This is a genomic window from Streptomyces sp. NPDC090083 (genome assembly GCF_044747445.1).
Lineage (GTDB): Bacteria > Actinomycetota > Actinomycetes > Streptomycetales > Streptomycetaceae > Streptomyces.
In genome coordinates this window covers 1-20,465 of sequence record NZ_JBIVED010000020.1, presented here as the reverse complement: position 1 = coordinate 20,465, position 20,465 = coordinate 1, and the positions used below count along the sequence as shown (strand labels likewise).

The following is a 20,465-nucleotide window of genomic DNA, read 5'->3' as shown; positions in this document are numbered from 1 at the left end:
AAGGCCCTTACGGGTGTCGTGGAGGGCTTTGCGGGCGTCTGCGGTTCCGGGGCCTGCGGCGTATACGCCGCAGGCCCCGGAACCGCAGACGCATCTGCTGGTTTGACGGGCGTTGCCGACGACGTCTTCGGCATGGATTAATGGGAACTCTCCTGGCAGGACGTGCTTTTCGCGGGAGTCGCGGTGCTTGTCGAAGCGACCGTGTGCGGTGCGGGAGCGATGATGGTCCGGCCTCGTGGGCGGGACCGGCAGGGGAGCTGTCCCGGCTGTGGGTGTCCGCCGGCTCGTGTGCACGATCGCTACCGCCGTCAGTTGCAGGATGTATCGCTGGCCGTCCGGCGGGTGCAGATCCTGCTGGAGGTTCGGCGGTTCTCACGCTGCCCGTCCATGAGGCTCTGTCAGACAGCGTGCTAGCGGTTCTTCGCGAGAAACCGCCCGACGTCCATCCCGTTGTGGGCTGGGGCGGGTTTGGGGGGTTCGGGCGGTAGGGCAACGAGGGAGCAGGGGTGAGGGGTTGGGGCGGCCGCTTGGGCGGCCGCCGGTGATCGTGGTGCGCTGCAACGCACAGTGATCGGTTTCCCCTGAGTGTCGAGTGGCGGCGGCTGGGGTGGCCGCGCGGGCGGCCGCTGGGTGCGGCCTCCGGTTGCCGTGGCTCTGCTGCCTGTCCTGGAAGGGAGGCGGGAAGAGCTTAGGAAGCAGGGTGCCCGTCCGGCCGCGGGGCGAACCCTGCGACGTGGTGTACGGGTACGGACATCCCGGCGTCCGGATACCTCTCAGGGAGGGCAGAGCGGGGGAGCGGCCTGCGGAAATCCCTTCTGTGGGTGGTGCGTTGGAGACCGGACGGAATGCAACGTTCCTGATGAAAGGTCTCTAAAAGCGTGGTGGACGGGGCACATTCCTTTTCCGGTCTCCGTGCCACGGGGTCCTGCAAGATCCCGGGTGCTGTTCCTGGCGGGGGCCGGATGTCGAGTGGCGACAGCCGTGAGCAGAGCACGCAGGGAAGGAGCTTTCCCGTGGACATCAACATAGTGGGGACAGGCCGGGGTGCATGCGGGATCTGGGTGTGGGGCGGCCGGACAGCGGCAGCGTTCCCGTCGCAGACCGTGATCGTGATCGTGGTGGTATGCGCGGCCGTGCTGGTCGCGTTCGGAGCGCCGGGCGAGCCGGTGACGGTGCTGCTGACGGCCGCAGGTGTGCTCGCAGCACACCGCGCGCCCGCCGGGCGGACCGCTGTGGTCCCCGCATACCCGGTGGTGCGCCGGTCCGTCCGGCGCCGCCTCTGACATCCGCGGTACGCACCTGATGTGCCGCACCGGCCCGGCCGCGGCGCACGCCGCGGCCGCGCTGGCGCAGTGGCTCACCGCCCTGCGCCGACGTTCCTGCCTGACCCACCGCCAGATGTCCGGCCTGCTCGCCGAGCACGGCCGGTCTGCTGCCCACACCACCCTCTGGCGGGCCGAGCAGGGCACCGGCCTGCCGCGCTGGACGACCGTCGAGGCGTTCGTCACCGTGTGCCGCGGGGACGTCCGCCGCGCGGCCAGGCTCTGGCAGGCCGCCGCTCACGGCCGCTGCTGCCCGGCCTGTCACACCTCGCACCGGCCACCCGCACGACGGCCCCTGCCCCTGGTCACCGAACCCGCCCACCTCCTGCAGGCCATGCGCACCGTCCGGACCACCGCGGGAGAGCCGACACTGCGGGCGATGTCCTCCCGCCACGCCGTCGCGGGCACCCCGGTCAGCTACCTGCCGCGCAGCACCCTGCACGACATCCTCTCGGGCCGCCGCGTGCCCACCCTCGATCAGCTGCGCCTGTTCCTCGAGGCCTGCGACATGCCCCCGGCCGACTTCCCTGCCTGGGAAGCGGCCTGGCACCGCGCCGCAGCCCCTCCTGCGGTTCCGCGGTGAACCGCGCGCTCTTGCCGGGGACGCCTGATCCGCCAGCCCCGAACTGGGCGGCCGCGCCAGTTCGCCACCCAGCTCAAGGTGGCGTGCGAGGGCGATGTCCAGGGGCCAGTCCACATGGTCAGCCTGCGTGCCCGGGGCGCTGGCTGCCTGGCGGCCAACTTTTCTCCGGAGCGTGCTGGGCGGTGTGGCCTGCCCTTTTGCCGCAGTGCTGGTCCTCTTGTCGTTTTTTGCGGTGGGCGGGACCAATCCGGCTTCGTGGTCGGCTGCGGATCAACGGGTGACAGGCCGGCAAGGGGCAGTGGCTCAGGGAGGCATGGCGGGTGCGGATACCGGTGAGCGGGCGTCAGCGGGAGGCGGACACGGTCCGTCTCCGTGCGCGTGTGCTGCGCCGGGCGGTGACCGTGGCCGGTCTGGCCGCGGGTTTCGCCGGGGTGGGTCTGCTTGCGGCTACTGCGGCGCAGGCCGCCGGCCACTCTTCTCCGGCCGCCAGCACCGCCCATGCCCCCGCGCACGCGGAAGGCGGCCGGTCCGCAGCCGGTGGTGGTCTGTTGTCGGGTGTGGGGGAGTCGGTCGGGGCACTGCTGGGGGCTGACAAGCCGGCCAAGCCACCGACGTCGTCCGGTGGTGCCACCGGGTCCGGCTCTGTCCAGCGCACCAACTCCGGTGTCGCTGACGGGTCGTCCCCGTCCGGGAAGCCGGGGAAGACGGCCCGGCCGGTGCGCGGGCCTGCCGCAGATGTGCGTGCGGCTTCCCACGGCAGCGGCCTGGTGGGGCGTGTGGTCGCTCCGGTGGCCAAGAGCCCCCACACGCAGTCTCATCCCGCTGGCCGTCGGCCTTCCGATGGGCTCGGATCGGTGGTTGCGGGTGTGGTGAGGCCGGCGGAGCCGCTGGTCGGGGATGTGGGTGCGGCAGTACGGCCGGTCACGGGTTCTGCGGGGAGGCTGGCGGGGCATGTGGCTGCCCCGCTGACCGTCCCGGCAGGCCGTGTGCTGGCTCCGCTGGCCCGCCCGCTCGCCCCGGTGACCGGTGCTCTCGCTCCCCTCACGGCGCCCGTCGCACGGGGTCTTGCGCCGGTGGCTGATGTGGTGGGGCCGGTAGCGGCTCCTGTGCTGCGGCCGGTGCTCTCCGGTCTGGATCCGGTGACGGGTCCGGTGGCTTCAGGGGCGGGTCTGTCGCCGGTGACGGGGCCGGCCGGTGTGACTCGCACGGGCGGCCTTGGGAACTCTGCGCCCTCGGATGATGGGCTGCCTGCGGGTTCCGGTCCGGCGGCCGGACACACTCAGCACGCTCCCGCAGCCGCCGCCGGCGGCGCGGGCGTGTGGGTAGGAACAACTTCCTCTTCCTCTGGCTGGGCGGCGGGTACTGCTGCGGCCGGTCCGGTCCGGTCCTCCGCGCCGCGGGGCGCCGGGATGGTTCAGCCGGGCGGCCTGCAAGCACCTGGCGGTGACCACGGTGTCTCCGTCCCTGCGGGTGGCTGTCTCGGTATGACGGGCGGGGGCTTTGCGCCGACAGCAGGCAACGGTGGCGGGGCGGCAGCCTGGGCGGGAACGACGAGCCCGCGCATCCGGCCCGGCGGCGGAATTGCCTCCACTGCGTGGGATGTGACCGTGGCCGGTCTCCTCTACGACGGCCGCGGCCCGCGCCTTCCCGGATAGTCCCTCTCCCTTTCCCCAGCGGTCAGGACGCCCTCTTCCTGTGGGCGCCAACCTCGACCCGCTCCATCCTCTTTCAGTCGCCGTGCTGCGATGCGGTGTGCGCGACTGGGGTCTGGCGGGTCATCTCGAAAGGGACATGGCACGTGAACACCAACATCAAGCGCGGTCTGCTGATCGCGGCCGCTTCCGGCGGTCTGTTCATCCTGGGCCAGACAGCGGCTCAGGCGTCCGAGCAGCCGGCTCACCCCGAGCACGGGGTGACCTCGGTGGTCGGGGGCCTCCTGGGCGGGCAGCACAGCAGCAGCCCCTTCGGGGCTGCGGCCGACGCCTCCTCCACCAACCGCACCGGCGCCACCTCGGGTGCCACCGGCCGGGGCGGGGATGGCGGCAACGCCTCCAGCTCCAACACCGCGGCCTCCGGGAACACTGGCAAGTCCGGTAACTCGGGTTCCACCGGCGGCAACCATGCCGGGAACCTGTGTGTGCTGGCGGACTGCACCGCCCACGCCTCCTCCGGCAACTCCGGCAGCACCGGGAACACCGGCGACAGCGGCAACGCGTCGAACACCTCCCACACCAGCGGCGGCAACGGCGCCCGCGGTGGCGACTCCGGCACCGCCCACGCCACCGGAACCAGCACCGGCAAGGCCGGCTCGGCTTCCGGCAGCAGCCACGGCCGCGGCTCCGGGTCGTCGGCGACGTCGTCCTCGCACAACACGACCGGTGCCCGCTCCGGCGACACCGGACGCGGCGGTGACGGCGGCAGCGCCTCCAGCTCGAACACGGCCACGTCGGGGAACACTGGCAACAGCGGTAACTCTGGTTCCACCGGCGGTAACAGCGCGGGCAACATCTGTATCCTGGCCCGCTGCGACGCCTCCGCCACGTCCGGGAACTCCGGGCGTACCGGTGACACCGGCGACTCGGGCAACGCCTCCAATCAGTCCTGGACCAGCGGCGGCGACGCCGGCCGGGGCGGGGATTCCGGCAGCGCCCGCGCCACGGGTGCCTCCAGCGGCTGGGCGAAGGCCTCCGGCACGGAGCAGGGCTGGGGCTGGTGGCAGCGCGAGCAGCGCATGTACCGCCAGGGCCACGGCGGCAGCAGCCACTCGGGTGCCTGGTCCTCGAACCGCACCGGTGCGGTCTCGGGTGACACCGGCCGCGGCGGTGACGGCGGCAACGCCTCCAGCTCGAACACGGCGACGTCGGGGAACACCGGCAGCAGTGGCAACTCCGGCTCCACCGGCGGCAACAGCGCGGGCACCATCACGGTGCTGCCCGCCCGCTCGCACGGGCACGGAGGATGGGGCGCCTCCGACTGGAACCACGGAAGCCAGCAGTGGACCGGCTCCCGCGCTACGGTGACGTCCGGCACCTCGGGCCGGACTGGTGACACCGGCATGTCGGGCGACGCCTCCAACCAGTCCTGGACCACCGGGGGCAATGGCGGCCGGGGCGGCGACTCCGGCAGCGCCCACGCGACCGGCGCCAGTACCGCGACGGCGGCGGCGAAGTCGGCCGGCCACCACACCGGCGGCTGGGACCGGGCCCGTACCGCCAGCGGTCAGGCGGCTGCCGGCTCGTACAACACGACCGGCGCTCGCTCGGGTGACACCGGCCGCGGCGGCAACGGCGGCAGCGCCTCCAGCTCGAACACGGCCACGTCGGGGAACACCGGTAGCAGCGGCAACTCCGGCTCCACCGGCGGCAACCGGGCCGGCACCGTCGTCCTGGGCGGTGGCCACGAGCACAGCGGTGGCCGGCACACGGGCTGGGGCTGGAAGCACGAAGGCTGGAAGAACCACGGTTGGAAGCACGAGGGCTGGAAGCAGGGTGGTTGGAAGCCGGTGACCGGCGGCACGGCGAGTGCCACGTCGGGCGCTTCCGGCCGTACCGGTGACACCGGCGCGTCGGGCGACGCGGCGAACTGGTCGTGGACCACGGGCGGTAACGGCGCCCGGGGCGGTGACTCCGGCCATGCCTGCGCCCACGGCACCTCGAAGTCCCAGGCACACGCCGGACACTGAGCCGGTTCACTACTGAACACACCGGTCTCTGAAAGAGGCCGCACGCGGGGCCCGGACGGCAGTCCGGGCCCCGCCCGTCTTCCCGGTCCGGACAGCGGACCAGGGAAGGAACTAAGCCGACGATCCCCAGTGCGCTGTCGGGGCGGCATATCGGGCAGGCGGGCACCTGGTCGATGGTGAGGAGGCGGCGGGCACCGTCCTGGTCGACCGGTTTCGTCCGGCGGCCGGCCATGCCGCAGTCACCTGCGTGCACGGCCATGGGCCTGCCGTCGGCGCGGCTGAGCTCGAGGACCCAGTCCGGTGCCGGCGGCCGGTGCGCGCGTCCGCGTTCCTCTTCGGCCTGCCGCTGCCGGAGGTATGCGGCTTTACAGTCGATGCGGTCCAGCCACATGGCATGCCAGATCCGCAGCGTGGCGAGCCGCTCCAGATCGTCCGGGAGATCCCGTGCGTGGTCGAACATGCGTGATCCCAGGTCCGAGGTGCCGAGTGCGTTCCCGCGCTCGCGTGTTCGAATAATAGTTCGATAGCGTGGTGTGGGAGGTGAGCGGCGGATGAGCATGGAGTGGACCGGGCGTCGGCCGGGTGTGGTGATGCATGTGCGGTGTCCGGACCGGCTGCCGGAAGAGGGGTACCGGCAGGTCCTGGAACAGATGGCGGAGCTGTCGCCGGTGGTGCAGGCGCTGCCGCCGACCGCGGCGTTGGTCGACCTGCGGGGCGCCCTGCGCTACCACGGCGCGACCGCCGCCCACCTGGGGGACGTGCTCAGGTTGCGGACGGTCTCCCGCTACGGCATCGACGTCCGCGTCGGGATCGGCCCGACGATCACCGTCGCCGCAACCGCCTCCGCGCAGGTTCCGCACCCGGGTGGCGTCCTCGCCGTCGACCAGGCCGACGCCGCCGACTGGCTCGCCCTCCTCGATGTGGAGGACCTGCACGGCATCGGTCCCCGCCACGCGGCCACCCTGAAGCGCTACGGCGTCGACCGTATCGGCCTGCTCGCCGCGCTCCCGCCGGCCACCGTCCAGCGGATGCTCGGGGGCAAGACCGGCCGCATCGCGGTCGACCGGGCCCGCGGCATCGACCCCCGCACCGTCACCCCACGCCGTCAGCCCGCCTCCGCGACCGTCCGCCACCGCTTCCCCCACGACGTCCTGGACGGAGCTCCCGCGCGGTCGGCGCTGCTCGGTCTGGTCGTGCAGCTCGGTGCCGAACTGCGCCGCCGCGAGCAGGCCGCCCGCGCCCTCACCCTCACGCTGTCCTTCGCCGGCGGACCGAAGTGGGAGAAGACGCGGCGCATGGTCGAGCCGTCCGCGCACGAGGACGACCTGCGCCTGCTCACCTACCAGCTGATGGACGCCGCGGGCCTCCAGCGCGGCCGGCTGACCGGGCTGGCGCTGCGCGGCGAGGACCTCGTCGACGCGCAGCTGGTCGCCGAACAACTGAGCCTGGACGCCGCCCGTCAGGCCCGTCTGGTGGCGGAGTCGGCGGCTGACCGGATCCGGGCCAGGTTCGGGCCGGACGCGATCGGCCCGGCCGCCACGTACCGGCCCGCCTCCTGACCTGTCACCGGATCCGACCACAGCCCCGACCAAGCCTCCCTCTACGGCCCGACCACGCCGACCATGCTGGTCATGCGCTCCATGTCCCCGTGTCCAGTCGCGGTGCTGAGCCGGCCACAGGGACCGTGGTCTAGGGCGGGGCGTCGTCCGGAGTCGGCGGTCGGTCTCGTGGGCTGGGTACAGCCCGGCGTGATGACGCTCTTTCCGCGTCGTGCAGGAGTTGGAGGACGGCGAGTGCGGTCTCCGGATCGGGGTCGGTGCCCAGCAGCTTGCGCGCCTTGGCTTCTGTGCGGATGGCCGACCACGTCCTGAACGCTCCGGGAATCCCGTCCGGAAAGAAGCGCCAGAGGGCGAACCCCACCATGGCGGGACTGCCGAACGCCATCAGGGCGGCGAGGGAGGTGGGCACGGTGGACTCCGGTTTCTGGTCAGGGTTCTTTCACCCCTTGGTGCGGTGGGGCGGAGCGGGACAGCACGATGGGCGGCGGGACTTGTGGGGGCACTTTGACGGAGACGGGGGTTAGCGGCGCAACTCCCGGCGGGGACAGGAACTCTGACACTGCTGTGACCTCCTGAGCGGGGTGGTGACCTGCGTCTTTCCGGCGCTCGCTGTTGAGCGGCGGCTTGTTTCCCAGGAAGGGAGCCGGTGACCGGGCCGCGTCTGACCTCGGGACATGCCGTCCCTTGCGGCCGGAGCCGGATGGGATCGGGCTACCTGTTCACGTCGTTCACCAGAAAGCTGACCTGCCGGGGGTTGGCGGTGCGCCTCCCGGCAGGAGGAGAGCCCTACCACCGCCACGGGCCGTGACGGGAGTTGTTGACCTGCCACTTCCGAGTGCATCGGCGACCTTCCACATCAAGGTCCTAGCGAGTCAAATGCCACCGCAGCGCTCTGCACTCCGTCCCGCTAAGCCGCGCAAGGGGGTGCACCAGGGTTATGGGGGAATCCGGCGCGGTCGTGCCGGTCGCTGTGCAGATTTCTCGCGCCGTCAGTTTCATGTGTGACGAAAAGGGGCGGCTTCCGGACCGTCGTCACGGTGTGGCCGGACCCCTTGTCGGGCCAGGAAGGTCAAGGGTTCTAGAGTTTCGTGTGTGACGAAACGAAAGCCTGTGGACAGCGACCTGGACGGTACGGGACAGGGCGGCAGTGGGGACGTCGTGGTGGTGCGCGAGCAGCTGGTGGAGCGCACGTGCGCATGGTGCGGCGCTCCGGTCGCGTACACGGGGAAGGGCCGGCCGCCGCGCTACTGCAAGCCTGCGCACCGCCGCCGCGCGTCGGAGCTGCGCACTGCGCAGATGCGGGCGGACCGTCCGGTGAGCGAGGGCGGCCGGTCGACGGAGCCGGTCCGTGAGGTGGTGGAGCGGACCATCCTCCGTACCGTCCCTGCACCGACCCCGGCGCCCGCACCGGTGCGTCCTGCGCAGCGGCTGAGCGGCGCCCCCTACACGCTGCCCGAGGACGCGGTCGAGTGGGTCCAGGCGCTGGCGGCCCTGCGTGCGGATCTGGACAACCCGAAGATCGCACCGTTCCGCGAGTACATCGCCCGCGCCTGCGAAAAGACCGCCCGCGCCCTGCGCGAAGACGGTTCTGAGGCGCCGGGAGTGGACCCTGCCTGGGCGGGGGTGAACGCGCGGCCGGATTCCGGCGGCCCATGACCATCAGCGCTGTGACGGTCAGCGGGAAGCCCCGCGAGCCTCCTCCTTCCACCACTCGAGGCTGTGGCGGGTGGTGAGGGTGTCGGGGTGTTCGGGTCCCAGGATGCGTTCTCGCAGGGGGAGGAGTTGGGCGAGGGCGGTGTGAGCGCCGGCTGGGTCGCCTGCTGCTCCTTGCCAGTCTGCGAGGCTGTGGCGGGTGGTGAGGGTGCCGGGGTGTTCGGGTCCCAGGATGCGTTCTCGCAGGGGGAGGAGTTGGGCGAGGGCGGTGTGAGCGCCGGCTGGGTCGCCTGCTCTTCCTTGCCAGTCTGCGAGGTTGTTGCGGGTGGTGAGGGTGTGGGGGTGTTCGGGTCCCAGGATGCGTTCCACGTCGGGGAGGAGTTGGGCGAAGGCGGTGTGGGCGCCGGCTGGGTCGCCTGCTCTTCCTTGCCAGCGCGCGAGGTTGTTGCGGGTGGCGAGGGTGTGGGGGTGTTCGGGTCCCAGGATGCGTTCCACGTCGGGGAGGAGTTGGGCGAGGGCGGTGTGGGCGCCGGCTGGGTCGCCTGTCTCTCCTTGCCAGTCTGCGAGGTTGTGGCGGGTGGCGAGGGTGTCGGGGTGTTCGGGTCCCAGGATGCGTTCTCGCAGCGGGAGGAGTTGGGCGAGGGCGGTGTGGGCGCCGACTGGGTCGCCTGCTGCTCCTTGCCAGTGCGCGAGGTTGTGGCGGGTGGTGAGGGTGTCGGGGTGTTCGGGTCCGTTGAGGTGTGTGTATGCGTCGACGAGGTCCGTATACAGCTCGACGGCTTTGCGGTAGTCGCCAGCTTTGGCGGTAGCGGCAGCGTCCTCCTGCCGAGCATTGAGGTTGTCTGCGGTATCGGTGCTGGTCGGGGGGTTGTCTGGTGGGTTGTCTGGTGGGTTGTCCTGGACAACCCACCAGACGCCTGAGTCTGCATCTTCGTCTCCACCGGGGTCCGGGTCCTGGTGGAGGTTGTGGGTGATGTCGTGCAGGAGTTGGTCGTCGTGGTCGTTGACGGCGGTGATGCGGGTGAGGGCCTGGTCGATGTCGTCACCCACGGGGTCGGTGGCCGTTCCGGCCGGTGCGGTGAAGGGGGCGGGGGTGCTCTCGGTAGGGCCGGTGTCGGCGCTGGTGGTGGTGCGGAGGCGGTCGAGTTCGTCGGTGAGCTGGGTGATCTGGGCCTGGACGGTGGCGGCGAGGGTTTCGGCCTGGCGCTGTTTTTCCTGAGCGCGCGCGAGTTCCTGCTGGGCGCGTTGTTCCTGTTCCTGGGCGCGCGCGAGCTGTTGCTGGGTGTGGTGGAGGGTGTCGGTGTCGACGTGTGCGGCGCGTAGTTGGTCGCGTTCGCCGGTCAGGTCGGTGATCCGCCGCTCCAGCCGGTTGATCATGCTCAGGAGGACCATGACGAGTTTCGCGGAGTTGCCCGCGGCTTCGTGCAGCTGGTTCTGCGCTTCCAGCGAGCGGGTGAGCCGGTCGTAGGTCTCCATCTGCTGCGCCCGCAGTTCGGCGAGTTCCATCTCCGACGCCAGCGGGGGTGCGGGGTTCGCGGGCGAGGGGCGGGCAGTTGCTTCGAGCAGCTCGCGGGCCCTGTCCAGGCGCTGTTTGCGCAGGCGTGGTTCGGGGATGGTCGCGTGGATCAGTGCGGTCACGAAGGCGGGTTCGGGGACTTTCCCGGCCAGGGCGACGCTGATCTGGCTCTTGGAGAGATGGATCTGTGCGGCGAGTTGGACCAGGGTCTTGCCGCTGAAGTCGACCTGGTCCCGCAGGAACTCGGCGAGCTGCTTCGCCTCCGTACTGTCGGCCCTGATCGGCCCCCAGGGCCTGCCGCCGCGTACCCGCCCCGCCATCACTACCCCCAGTCCGGCGACCGGTTGTCCGCCCCGTCCCGGGACAACCTGACCGTTTTCCGGACCTTACCTGCGTCAATGCCCCGGACGGGCCCGAACTACCCAGCCGCACACCACTGTTGCCTCATCCGCTTCCCGCCGATGAAGGAGACACCGTGCTGCCGGCCTGGCTTCCCTCCCCGCGCACCCTGGGCGCCCTCCAGCGCGTCCTGCTCGTCGCCCTGCTCACCCCCGCCGTCCTGATCGCCCTTGCCGCGGCCGTTCCCGCGCTGGCGGTGATGCCGTTTTTGCCCGGCGGCACCGACCGGACCGTCAAGCTCCTGGCCGCACACACCCGCTACCTCAGCACGCTGCTCACCAGCAGCCGCCCCGCCCCGTAGACACATGAAAGCCCCCGCGGGAGACGGCGGAACAACGCCCTGGCCATCGTGGTGGGGTCCGTGGTCGCCCCGGCCATGAGGCCGACCACGCAGGCCGCCGTCACCCCTGCGGAGAGATCAGCTGGCGAGGGGATGGTCAGGCGGAGTGGTGCCAGGCGACCTGCTGTCCGTCGTAGCCGGGGTGGATGTGATGCCACACGGATGCGGAGGGGCCGTGCTGAAGGAGATCGGCGAGGGGAGCGGCCAGAACAGGGGTGGCGCGCAGCACGAGCACGTCGGTGCTTTTGGCGGCTGCGCGTAGGGCGGTGATCCGGTTGGTGATGCCGGCCGGGCCGGTGCCGTCCAGGACGAACAGCAGGCGCGGGAAGAGCGGGTAGTGCCTGCGCCAGGCCTGCGGCCCGGGCATCTGCTGGAGGGCCTGGCGGCGCCCGCCGGTCTGGGGCACGTACTCGTGCAGCCGCGCGTAGGCGGTCAGTTTCGCCGCGAGGCGCTCGGGGCCCATGGTGGCCCGGTCGACTTCCACGAACGCCCGCAGCATCGACCAGTGGCCGCCGGAACGGCCGCGCCGGTAGAAGAGGAGTGCGTCGGGGATGACGGCCTCGCCGCCCCCGGTCGCGTGATGGACCTCCGGGATCCAGTCCAGGGGCGTGCAGGTGTCGCCGTGGTGGCGGGCGTCCTGGACGAACGAGAGCCCGGTCTCCGTGACGGTGAGCGCGTGGGCTGCTTTCAGGCGTACGGCGGTGCGGTCGGACACCGCCCGCGCCGGCCGCCGGCCGCGCAGCTCCGGCCACTCGGAGGTGACCCTCACCCCGTACCTGGTGGGGAACCACACCCGGGTCCGCCCGGCCTGAGGCAGCGTCACCCGGTCGACCAGTCCCTCGCCGCGCAGCTTCGCCAGGCGTCGCCGTGTCTGCTCGATCCGCACCCCGGGCGCGGTCAGCAGATGCACCTGCTCCGTCGTCGCCGCCCGGTACTGCACCACCACCGCCAGCGCCAGCCGGTCCCCGACCCCCGCATCCACAACCACCATCAGCCCGTCCTCCCGCACCCGCGTACCGCCGCTCGCGGTGCCGCTCGTGCGGACAGGCCAGCAGCCGGCCCCGACCAGAGCCCCGACCACCAGGGCCCGACCGCGGTCACGATCCGACAACCCCGCCGACAACCCCGCCGACAACCAGCCGCACCCTCACCCCCGCCCCGCAGCGAAACCGCAGCTCACCAAAGGGATGGACCCGTGGTCGGGTGCCGGACATCCCCTCTACTCACCCCAGTCCACGCCCCGCAGCAGAAAAGAGAAGGGTGGGCGGGACGGACGCGGGCGGCGGCGAGGGGATCGGGGCGCCCGGGAGTGGTCCTCGCGCGTCGGCCGGGCCGCGCGCCGGCCGGGGGACAGCCCGGCCGGTGACACCGACCGGGCAGGGTGATCTTCCCCGCGAGGCCGTGACGCACCAGCGCCCGGACAGAGTTGGTGCGGCATGAAGCGAATGATCACCGCCGCGCTCGCAGCCCTCGCCCTCGCCGCGACCACGGCGGTGCCCGCGCATGCCGACGCCACGGTCAGGGACGGCAAGGTCAGCCTGAGCGTGAAGGGCCACGGCCTGAGCGTGCGACGAGCCGGCGGCTGGATCAACAGTCTGGGCACGGGGGTCCGCGCTCGCCTCTACACCGTCGACCACGGCCAGCGGCACACGCTGACCCGCTGGAGGGACGTCACCCCCCTCACCTACGGCACGACGCGCATGTCCACCGTTGACTGGACTCTCAACCGCCGCTTCAGGGCGGGGGCGTGGCTGTGCATCGAGTTCCACCACACCGACGGGACGCCCTGCGCGCAGATCCGTCCCTGAGCCCCGGGCCTCGGCCCGGGGCTCCGTCGCGTCTCCGTGGGGGACGACTACGCGATGCTGTGCTCAACGACCCCGCCACGGAACAGTCACCGCGGCTGGGGTCAGGTGCGGGTGCTGATGAACCGCATGGGCATGTTCCATGCCGCTGGTTGGTGTGATTCGTGGTGCGGGGCCCGGACCAGTGTGGTCCGGGCCCCGTGTGTGGGGTGTGGGGTTGTCAGGTGGTGGGGGTGGTGAGGCGGTGGATGGTGGTGGGGGTGGTGGTGCGGTTTCCGGTGGTGTTGATGCCGAAGCGGCCGGTGGCGGCGGGGATGGCTTTGTCGGGCAGGGCGTAGAGCTGGTCGCGTACGGCGTAGGAGTTGGGGGTGGGGTCGGCTGTGGTGGCGGCTTTGTGGATGGCGGTGGCGGTGGTGGTGATGGCGTCGTAGGCGAGGACGGCCCAGTAGCCGTGGGTGGCGTCGGCGGGCGGGAACTGCCGGCCGTGGTGGGTGGCGGTGAAGGCCTGGGTGTAGGCGGTGTAGAGGCTGTGGTCGGGGTTGGAGGTGCTGCTGAGCTGTGCGGGGCTGGGGAAGGTCGCGTACAGGACGGTGACGGGCGCGTCCTTTGTCTGGAGCGCTTCCATCTTCGGGTCGAGGGCTGCGGTGTCGGAGCCGGCGACGACGGTGATGTGCTGGCGGTGGCAGCTGCGCTGGCTGAGTGCGGTGAGGAAGTCGGGGAGGTACTTCTCGCGGGCGGCGAAGTACACGGTGTCGATGGATGTGCCGGTGCTGCAGATGTTCTGGCCGATGGTGGGCAGGATCGCGGCCGGTCCGCTGCGCGGGTCGAAGGTGAAGTCCGCGCCGGGGTCGAGGTGCTGGCGCAGACCGTCCACGGTCTGGAAGTCGTGGTAGAGGGAGTCGGTGTGGTAGTCGGTCGTGCCGTCGGGGGTGACCGATGTCCGCACCAGGGCCGCGGAGTGCCCGGTGCCCTGCAACTGCTTGCCGAGCGCGGTCAGCTGGACGGCGTTGGTGAGGGTGATGCGTACGAGTCCGTCGATGGGGCCCTTGCCGTCGACCGTGCCGGTGGTGTCGAAGCCGTCGGCGGTGATGAGGTCGGCGACCATGGGGATGTCGGCCGCGCTCAGCGAGCGTGCGGCGTCCACGGACTCCTGCCGGCTCAGGCCCATCCCGGCCACGGCGACCAGGCGGCTGGCGTGCTTCGCCGCCTTGAGCCGGTCCACGCTGTCCTTCCACTGCGTCTCGCCGCTGCCCATGTTGGCCAGCACCAGGCGGATCTTGGGGAAGCTGTTCTGCCGGTTCTGCTGCTCGACGGCCGTGTAGGCGCCCTCGATCTCGGACACGTACTGGCCGATGGCCAGGTCCTTGGAGGCGTCCTTCGCGGTCATCGGCGCCAGGAACGCCACCGTCACGTAGTTGCCCGACCGGGTGACGTCGCTGTTCTCCGCGCCGATGGCGGTCAGTACCGGAGCCAGAGCGCGGCCGAAGACCCCCGAGCCGTCGCTGCCGTCGGTGACGCCGGTGCACTCGCCGTCGGAGCCGGTCACCAGGTCCGGGTTGGACGTGCCGCAGTGCTGATGCCTGACGTAGCACTGCCAGGCGACCACGCCGCCGAAGACCAGCGCCAGGACCGCCGCGGAGGCGATCAGCCCCTGCCTGTACTTGCCCAGCTGTGACGGGAGAGGACGCAGCTTCTCCCAGCGGGCTTTGCGCCCTTCCTTCTCGGGGGTGCTGTTTTGCGGAGTGTCCTGGTTCACCGGGGCGCTGCCGTCGCGGACGGCGGTCCAGGCCGTGTGCCAGTCGGTGATCCTGTCCGCCGGTTCACCGCAGGCGGTGACGAAATTCTCGACGAACTCCCACTCGGGCAGCTGGTCGTTCTTCAGGTTGTTGTGGGTGGTGGTCTTGGTCAGCCTTTTGGCCCCGGATTCACTGGTCTTCCTGTCGATCTTTTCCAGCGTCAGCTGCTTGAACGCCATCAACTCCCTGAGTGCCTGGCGGAATTCACGCTGGTCTGCGATACGCAGCGGATCCATCACAGGCCTCCTTCGGACGCGGCGGCGGTGTGCTGGCCGTCCAGCCAGGACGCGATCCGGGCCGCCGCGCCGCCGGACGCCAGGACGACACCGAGGACGTCCACGGCCGACTGGCCCCCCGCCATGCCGGCGGTGACGACGAGCACGACGAGCACGAAGAGACCGACCCGGTGGCCTGCCGTCAGGTCCGCGGCGCACAGCGCCCGTCCTGCTGCGGACCCTGCGTGTTCTCGCTGCCTGGCCATGTAATAGATCTGATGTGACATGGAGAATTCCCCTGTCTTCCTGGGCGCGGCATGACATCGCCGGCACATGAGGCTCCGCTGCGGTTACCGGCCGCCCTGCGGAGCGAAATGAAGCGAACGCCGAAAGCTTCACGGGTATCTTCCCGTCGGATCAAGCGGCCGTCCTGGGAAATTCCAAACCGAACAATCCCGGTCAGCGGCTGACCGGTGTCCTTATTTTCCGGCCGCTCTGGCTTTCATTCCCGACTCACGCCCAGAGGCGGACCGTTCGGCTGCCCGACAGGCCGGGGGAACACCCGGCCCCGGCTGGAACCGGCGCGGAAGCAAGATCTACACGGTCTGCAACAAGGGCCCTGAGCTGGCCGTATGGTGTTCCGGACGCGTTCCGGACGTTCGGAACGTCCGCTCGATCTTGCATCCCGCACCGCACGGTGATGAGCTGACAACGTTGCCCGGCACCACCCCGACAGCACCGTCCTGTCTTCCTGGGCGCGGCGGCCTGATCGAACGGGCAGAAGAGGGGGCTCTTGTTACCGGCTTGAGCCCCCTCGCCACATTCCCGAGTATGAGCCAGTTCGGGAGTATTGAAATTATCCAGGAATCGCAACCGGGCGAAACCAGAATTTCTGATCGAATTCCCGAAAATGCGGAAAACTAATGGTCGAGTGAAACGCTGCCGTTCCCTTCACCTACGGAGCGGTGCGCACGTCCTACGTCGACGGGACGCTCAACCGCCGCTTCCCGGCGGGGACATGGCTGCGCACCGAGTTCCACCACGCCAACGAGACGTCCTGCGCGTAGATCCACCCCTGAGCCCCGGGCGCCGGCCCGGGACTCGTCGCGTCTCCGTGGGGACGATGACGCGACACCCTGCTCAACGACCCCGCCACAGGACGGCCACCGTGGCTGGGGTCAGGTGCGGGTGCTGACGAACCGCACAGCCCTGCCCCATCCGGCCTGGACAGGGTCCATGCACCACTTGCACAGCGGGCTCCCGCCGCTGCCGTATTTGTGGGTGTTGCGCTGGCAGCCGGAGCAGAGCCCGACCCGGTCGCCGGGACAGGTCAGCGCGGACGGGTCGGGTTCGGTGATCGGAGGCGGCGGGGGAGTCGTCATCACAGGTCCTGTTCCGGGCGGCACATTCCAGCCACCACAGACCACACAATATCGGCCTGATAGCACGCCCGTTCGAGCCGCGCCGACCGGCCACAGGAAAGGTGCCCGCCCGGGATGGGCAAAAGGGGCGGTCGTAGGCGCCGGTTAGGACCCTCTTTGTCCAGGGCCGGTATGGCAGCGCCAGATGACGTGCCCCACGGCTCGCGCCGCGCGGACTGGCTGCCGTGGCGTGTGCCCGGTGACGTCAGGCGACCCCGTGGGGTCGGAATCGATGCGACGGAGGCCAGGGTGGGAAAAGCGCAGGAGGGGGAGGGTGTTGGGCAAATAGACTCGCCCGCGTGGCTACAACATGGCGGCGGCTGACAGACCGCCTCAACGGGAAGCATGACCCAGAAGTCCTTTACGAAGGGCTTCCTGATCACCTGTCTGTTCCCGTGAGGCAGTGGTCCCTCAAGGTCATGGGCAACTATGTGCTCGTTGGCGTTGTCTGTCTGCGTCTGCGGCTGCCGTCCTCAATCCTGAACAGCCGTTCGCCGGAGGAAGCGCTCGCCAACTACCAGGACAAGAGCAACACGATGGTCTTCATGGAGATCGTCGATGCGCTTTTGGCTGGTCTCGCGGAGGCCAACCCCTACACGTCGGGGCGCTACGGAGTCGCTACCAGAGAGCTTCGCGTGGAGCTGGACTACATCCTCACCGAAGGGGGATCGGCCTATATGGTCAACCCGGAAGGCGACGGGTTGTGCCGCAGACTCAATGAGACCTTGCGGGAGTCTCTGGACGCCGCGGTGCAGGCTGCGGACAAGCAGAAACAGGGCGCAGGCGCACATCTCCGGGAAGCTTTTGCTGCAGCCTATGGGATCAACCCCAATCCCAGTGTTGCCTACTCTCAGTCGGTGAAAGCGGTTGAGGCGGTAGCCAATCCCCTATTCCTGCCTAAATCACCCGAACCCACGCTGGGGGCCGTGCGATCAACTCTTGACCAGGGTCGAACCAAGTACGAGATGGTGGTGCAGGACCGAACGGGGGCGCCCGCAGGCATCAGTGCGGTCGTTGAGCTTCTTAACCTCCTCTGGCATGGACAACGTGACCGCCACGCTGGCGGCCCTACTAGCCAACCGGTGTCACAGGAAGCTGCGGAGACCGCCGTACACGCTGCCGCTCTCTTGGTTCACTGGATCGCAACGGGCGCGATTCGCAAGAAGTAGCAGGGGGCGTATCCCTGATTAGTAGGTCGCCGCTACGTCCTCGCCCACGTCAGCCCGAGGTCGGCGAGCGCGGCGAGTTTGTCGGCGGTCAGCTTGGCCCGGCGGGTCTTGCTGTTGGACAGGAACACCCCGAGCTTCACCTCCGACCCGTCCGGCAGCGCTTCTACGTGGCCTCTGGGGACGGTCACGGAGCCGGTGCGGGTCTTGTACTGCGCGAGGGCCGCAACGCCCTTCTCGAAGGCGCTCATGGGCGTCGTGGGCGCCGCCGTGGACGCGTCCGGCTCCGCCGGGGCGGGGGCGGTGAGCGGGGTGACGCCGACGGTTTCCAGGCGTTCGCGCTGTCCGTCGGTCAGGGCCGCCCACACGTCGGGCTTCTGCTGCCGGGCCAGCCACTTGCCGACGTCCATGCCGTGGACGGTGAAGCCGGGCAGGACCTCCGCGGGGCTGTCCTCGTCACGCACCAGTTCGCGCAGCGCGGCGAAGTGGCGTTGCCATTCCGGCGCCCAGGCCGGGTTCCAGTCCTCATCCAGGGCCGCCAACGCGGCCTCCCACTGCGGGTGTTCGGCCAGGGCTCCGGGGCGGCGGAGGTTGGACAGCCACTGCCCCACCGGTTTGTCGAGCGCGGCAGCGGTCCGGGGCGCGCACAAGGTCCAGTGCTCCGCGAAGTAGACCCGGGCGGCGGCCAGGTTCTCCTGGAAGCGTGCGTCGGCGGCCGACCAGGCCATGCCCAGCTTCTCCAGCCGCTGCGCCCGCCGGCCGTTCATCTGCCCCGCCCCGTACGCCCTTCGTTGTTCTGCGACCCACTGCCCAAGCGGGAACGCGCCCTCCTTGTGCTCGTACGGCACCCGGGCATGCCCCTCGCGTTCCGTGTACTCCTTGAGCTTCGCCCAGCCGCGCGCCCAGTCCTGCCGCTCCGTGTCGATCACGTTGAAGGACACCCACTCCGCGACCATCACCGGGTCCCGCGGAGCCGCAAAACGGAGCAGCAGACGGGTTTCCTCCTCGCCATCTCCGGGCGCGGCACCGATGTATTCGGAGGGCTGCGCGACACCCTTCTGAGGTTCCTGCGGAATGGCCAGCAATTCCACGGCTTCCTCATCGTGAGCCCGCAGACCTTCCAGTACCTTCACCAACGGCTTATACGAGCCGGAGGTGAACATGTCCTCGGGGCTTTCATCGGGCTGGAGGAATACTGGCACGATCAGGGAGGCGAGTTTGCCTTCTCCGGGCTTCTGGCGCAGCGCGCGGCCGATCGCCTGCACAATGTCGTGCGGCGCGCCCTTCGGGTCCAGGAGAGCGACACTGTCCACGGCCCGGATGTCCACGCCCTCCCCGAGGACGCGGCAGTTGGAGAGCACGGCCCGCCGGGCGGTGGTCCCGAACTCGCCGAGCACTTCCCGCCGGCGCTCGGGGACGTGTTCGCCGCACAGCCAGTCCGCCCAGATCTCCGCCGGGTACTTCTCCGGCTGGTCGGCGTGCAGCCGCTCGGCCACGCGCTCCAGGCCCTCCGCATACGCCGAGGCCTCGATGGTTCGGTGGTGGAAGGTGATGCAGGTCTGGAGGTTGTGCTGCTCCATGGTGTGCAGCAGCGCGGCCTGGAGGGCTCCGAGGCGCTGTCCGCGGACTTCCTCGGTGTGGCGTTCCTCGCCCATCAGCCGCTCTGGGGTGACGACGGGGTCCTGGAGTTCTAGGACGATGATCTGGTACCGCGCGAGCAGTTTCCGGGACACGGCCGACGCGAGCGACAGCTTGTAGAGGACGGGCCCGAAGACCTTCTCGTCGTCCATAGAGGCCGCCATCTCGCGCGGCAGCGGGTCGCGTACCCCTTCGGCGACCTCGCGGTTCAGCCGCTCCTCCCAGATTCGGGGCGTCGCCGTCAGGTACAACCGTCGGTGCGCCGGGATCTTGGCCTGGTCGTGGATGTCCGCCCACGCCTTCCCCATCGACCCACTAGTCCGGTGCGCTTCATCGACCACTGCCAGGTCCACCGGCGCGAGCTGCTGCCCGTAGGCACCCTCGAACGCCTCCACCAGCACACCCAGCGACGCGTAGGTGGCGTAGATAGTCACCGGCCCGCTCCCGTGCCACAGCGCCAACTGCACGGGGTTCGTGGTGGACCGAACCCCCAGATGCCACAGCTCCGGATCGTCCTGAAGCGAGCACACCGCAACCGCCGGCCCCCTGTGCCCGACCTCGTGCCACGCCTTCACGGTCTGCGCCAGGAGATCCAGCGTCGGCACCAGAACGAGAACGCGCCCCCTGGGCACAAGCCGCTTCGCCGACGCCGCCGCAATGATGGTCTTCCCCGTTCCGCACGCAGCGTGCACCTGCCCGCGCAGACCATTCCAGGGAATGCCGCCCGGCGGGATATCGAGGCCGCGCACGATGGCGGATACGGCCTCAATCTGGTGTTCACGCAGTTTCACGGCCATTCCCGTGATCTCCTTCTTGCGAGATGCGGTGCGTAATAGGGATGAGATTCCGGTGCGGCAGGTGGCGGGCTGGGGTGGTGGTGTCTGATCCCAGACTCTACACAGTCAAAAGCTGCGATGCATAACTCATGCGGCAGCTTCCCCCTGTAGGCTGATACTTGGGCTGGATCCCGTCCCTGACACCCGGTTCGTGGGGTGTGGTGGCGGGGTGTTGGTGAGCGTGAGCGGCGGGTTTTGAGGGTGGGGGTGGGGTTCGGGTGGAGCGTAGCGGAGCCCGTCACTGCGGTGGGGCCGGCATCCGATCGGGTCGATGGTCCGTCACTTCTGGTGTGGGGGTGGTGTCTGGGATTCCCAGACCTTACACAGGCCCGCGCGTGATGCATCCTCCTCTTGCTGCCAGCCGTGACGATCGCGCTTGCGCGATTGTCTGCAATTCGCGCTTGCGCGAATTGCATTCCGTTCCGAATTCCGTTTACGGAATTCCATTCCGGCGCTTGCGCCGGAATTCGAATTGCGCTTGCGCAATTCGTACTCTATGCAGCGCGCCAGCGCTGCATACCCCGCTCCGCGGGG

General features: G+C 70.1%; 16 protein-coding genes and 1 pseudogene. 9 read left to right on the top strand and 8 right to left on the bottom strand.

The annotated features are described in order from the left end of the window. Positions 1-219: 219 nt before the first annotated feature. The 4 genes from ACIPTO_RS41330 (at position 220) to ACIPTO_RS41315 (ending at position 5,587) form a co-directional block, all read left to right on the top strand. Positions 220-414: a transposase family protein gene (locus ACIPTO_RS41330; RefSeq protein WP_401200807.1), complete on the top strand. Its 195-nt coding sequence runs from the start codon at positions 220-222 to the stop codon at positions 412-414. Between the two features lie 599 nt (positions 415-1,013). Then, the gene (locus ACIPTO_RS41325; protein WP_401200703.1) at positions 1,014-1,283 is read left to right on the top strand and encodes a hypothetical protein; all 270 of its coding nucleotides are present in this window, start codon (positions 1,014-1,016) and stop codon (positions 1,281-1,283) included. Between the two features lie 19 nt (positions 1,284-1,302). After that, on the top strand, positions 1,303-1,905 hold the full coding sequence (locus tag ACIPTO_RS41320; protein ID WP_401200701.1) for a helix-turn-helix domain-containing protein: 603 nt from the start codon (positions 1,303-1,305) through the stop codon (positions 1,903-1,905). A 1,798-nt stretch (positions 1,906-3,703) separates the two neighbouring features. Beyond that, on the top strand, positions 3,704-5,587 hold the full coding sequence (locus ACIPTO_RS41315) for a hypothetical protein (RefSeq protein ID WP_401200698.1): 1,884 nt from the start codon (positions 3,704-3,706) through the stop codon (positions 5,585-5,587). A gap of 136 nt (positions 5,588-5,723) precedes the next feature. On the opposite strand, the pseudogene ACIPTO_RS41310 reads toward ACIPTO_RS41315, so the two are convergent. Beyond that, positions 5,724-5,978 (bottom strand): annotated as a pseudogene (locus ACIPTO_RS41310) (DUF6233 domain-containing protein); the annotation flags it as partial. A gap of 160 nt (positions 5,979-6,138) precedes the next feature. Here ACIPTO_RS41310 and ACIPTO_RS41305 point away from each other — a divergent pair. Then, complete coding sequence (locus ACIPTO_RS41305; RefSeq protein ID WP_401200695.1) at positions 6,139-7,146, top strand: hypothetical protein; 1,008 nt, start codon at positions 6,139-6,141, stop codon at positions 7,144-7,146. A 130-nt stretch (positions 7,147-7,276) separates the two neighbouring features. Here the strand turns inward: ACIPTO_RS41305 and ACIPTO_RS41300 are convergent, their stop codons facing one another. After that, complete coding sequence (locus ACIPTO_RS41300) at positions 7,277-7,555, bottom strand: hypothetical protein (protein WP_401200692.1); 279 nt, start codon at positions 7,553-7,555, stop codon at positions 7,277-7,279. Positions 7,556-8,238: 683 nt separating this feature from the next. On the opposite strand from ACIPTO_RS41300, the gene ACIPTO_RS41295 reads away from it, so the two are divergent. After that, positions 8,239-8,802, top strand: coding sequence for a hypothetical protein (locus tag ACIPTO_RS41295; protein ID WP_401200689.1), 564 nt, complete (start codon positions 8,239-8,241; stop codon positions 8,800-8,802). 18 nt (positions 8,803-8,820) lie between these two features. On the opposite strand, the gene ACIPTO_RS41290 is transcribed toward ACIPTO_RS41295, so the two are convergent. Beyond that, complete coding sequence (locus tag ACIPTO_RS41290; protein WP_401200686.1) at positions 8,821-10,635, bottom strand: tetratricopeptide repeat protein; 1,815 nt, start codon at positions 10,633-10,635, stop codon at positions 8,821-8,823. 155 nt (positions 10,636-10,790) lie between these two features. Here ACIPTO_RS41290 and ACIPTO_RS41285 point away from each other — a divergent pair, with 155 nt between their 5' ends. Beyond that, the gene (locus tag ACIPTO_RS41285) at positions 10,791-11,015 is read left to right on the top strand and encodes a dTMP kinase (RefSeq protein WP_401200683.1); all 225 of its coding nucleotides are present in this window, start codon (positions 10,791-10,793) and stop codon (positions 11,013-11,015) included. A 136-nt stretch (positions 11,016-11,151) separates the two neighbouring features. On the opposite strand, the gene ACIPTO_RS41280 is transcribed toward ACIPTO_RS41285, so the two are convergent. After that, positions 11,152-12,045, bottom strand: coding sequence for a replication-relaxation family protein (locus ACIPTO_RS41280; RefSeq protein WP_401200681.1), 894 nt, complete (start codon positions 12,043-12,045; stop codon positions 11,152-11,154). A 445-nt stretch (positions 12,046-12,490) separates the two neighbouring features. Between ACIPTO_RS41280 and ACIPTO_RS41275 the strand changes: the two genes are divergently transcribed. Next, positions 12,491-12,862: a hypothetical protein gene (locus tag ACIPTO_RS41275; protein WP_401200678.1), complete on the top strand. Its 372-nt coding sequence runs from the start codon at positions 12,491-12,493 to the stop codon at positions 12,860-12,862. Between the two features lie 217 nt (positions 12,863-13,079). Here ACIPTO_RS41275 and ACIPTO_RS41270 read toward each other — a convergent pair whose 3' ends face one another. From ACIPTO_RS41270 to ACIPTO_RS41260, 3 genes are all read right to left on the bottom strand, one after another. Continuing rightward, positions 13,080-14,891: a hypothetical protein gene (locus ACIPTO_RS41270; RefSeq protein WP_401200676.1), complete on the bottom strand. Its 1,812-nt coding sequence runs from the start codon at positions 14,889-14,891 to the stop codon at positions 13,080-13,082. Next, the gene (locus ACIPTO_RS41265) at positions 14,891-15,136 is read right to left on the bottom strand and encodes a hypothetical protein (RefSeq protein WP_401200674.1); all 246 of its coding nucleotides are present in this window, start codon (positions 15,134-15,136) and stop codon (positions 14,891-14,893) included. Before ACIPTO_RS41265 ends, ACIPTO_RS41270 begins: the two co-directional genes overlap by 1 nt. Positions 15,137-16,048: 912 nt before the next feature. After that, entirely contained in the window at positions 16,049-16,252 is a 204-nt protein-coding gene (locus ACIPTO_RS41260) for a hypothetical protein (RefSeq protein ID WP_401200671.1), read from the bottom strand. Between the two features lie 338 nt (positions 16,253-16,590). On the opposite strand from ACIPTO_RS41260, the gene ACIPTO_RS41255 reads away from it, so the two are divergent. Continuing rightward, positions 16,591-17,460 carry a hypothetical protein gene (locus tag ACIPTO_RS41255; protein WP_401200669.1) on the top strand — a complete coding sequence of 290 codons (870 nt, stop codon included), beginning with the start codon at positions 16,591-16,593 and terminating at the stop codon, positions 17,458-17,460. A 32-nt stretch (positions 17,461-17,492) separates the two neighbouring features. Here the strand turns inward: ACIPTO_RS41255 and ACIPTO_RS41250 are convergent, their stop codons facing one another. Beyond that, positions 17,493-19,892, bottom strand: a complete 2,400-nt coding sequence (locus ACIPTO_RS41250) for a Helicase associated domain protein (protein ID WP_401200666.1) — start codon at positions 19,890-19,892, stop codon at positions 17,493-17,495. Between the last annotated feature and the right edge of the window lie 573 nt (positions 19,893-20,465).

Coding starts and splice junctions, on each gene's coding strand:
- ACIPTO_RS41330 (WP_401200807.1), top strand. CDS start 220: ATGATGGTCCGGCCTCGTGGGCGGGACCGGCAGGGGAGCTGTCCCGGC.
- ACIPTO_RS41320 (WP_401200701.1), top strand. CDS start 1,303: ATGTGCCGCACCGGCCCGGCCGCGGCGCACGCCGCGGCCGCGCTGGCG.
- ACIPTO_RS41305 (WP_401200695.1), top strand. CDS start 6,139: ATGAGCATGGAGTGGACCGGGCGTCGGCCGGGTGTGGTGATGCATGTG.
- ACIPTO_RS41290 (WP_401200686.1), bottom strand. CDS start 10,635: ATGGCGGGGCGGGTACGCGGCGGCAGGCCCTGGGGGCCGATCAGGGCC.
- ACIPTO_RS41280 (WP_401200681.1), bottom strand. CDS start 12,045: ATGGTGGTTGTGGATGCGGGGGTCGGGGACCGGCTGGCGCTGGCGGTG.
- ACIPTO_RS41275 (WP_401200678.1), top strand. CDS start 12,491: ATGAAGCGAATGATCACCGCCGCGCTCGCAGCCCTCGCCCTCGCCGCG.
- ACIPTO_RS41270 (WP_401200676.1), bottom strand. CDS start 14,891: ATGGATCCGCTGCGTATCGCAGACCAGCGTGAATTCCGCCAGGCACTC.
- ACIPTO_RS41265 (WP_401200674.1), bottom strand. CDS start 15,136: ATGGCCAGGCAGCGAGAACACGCAGGGTCCGCAGCAGGACGGGCGCTG.
- ACIPTO_RS41260 (WP_401200671.1), bottom strand. CDS start 16,252: ATGACGACTCCCCCGCCGCCTCCGATCACCGAACCCGACCCGTCCGCG.
- ACIPTO_RS41250 (WP_401200666.1), bottom strand. CDS start 19,892: ATGGCCGTGAAACTGCGTGAACACCAGATTGAGGCCGTATCCGCCATC.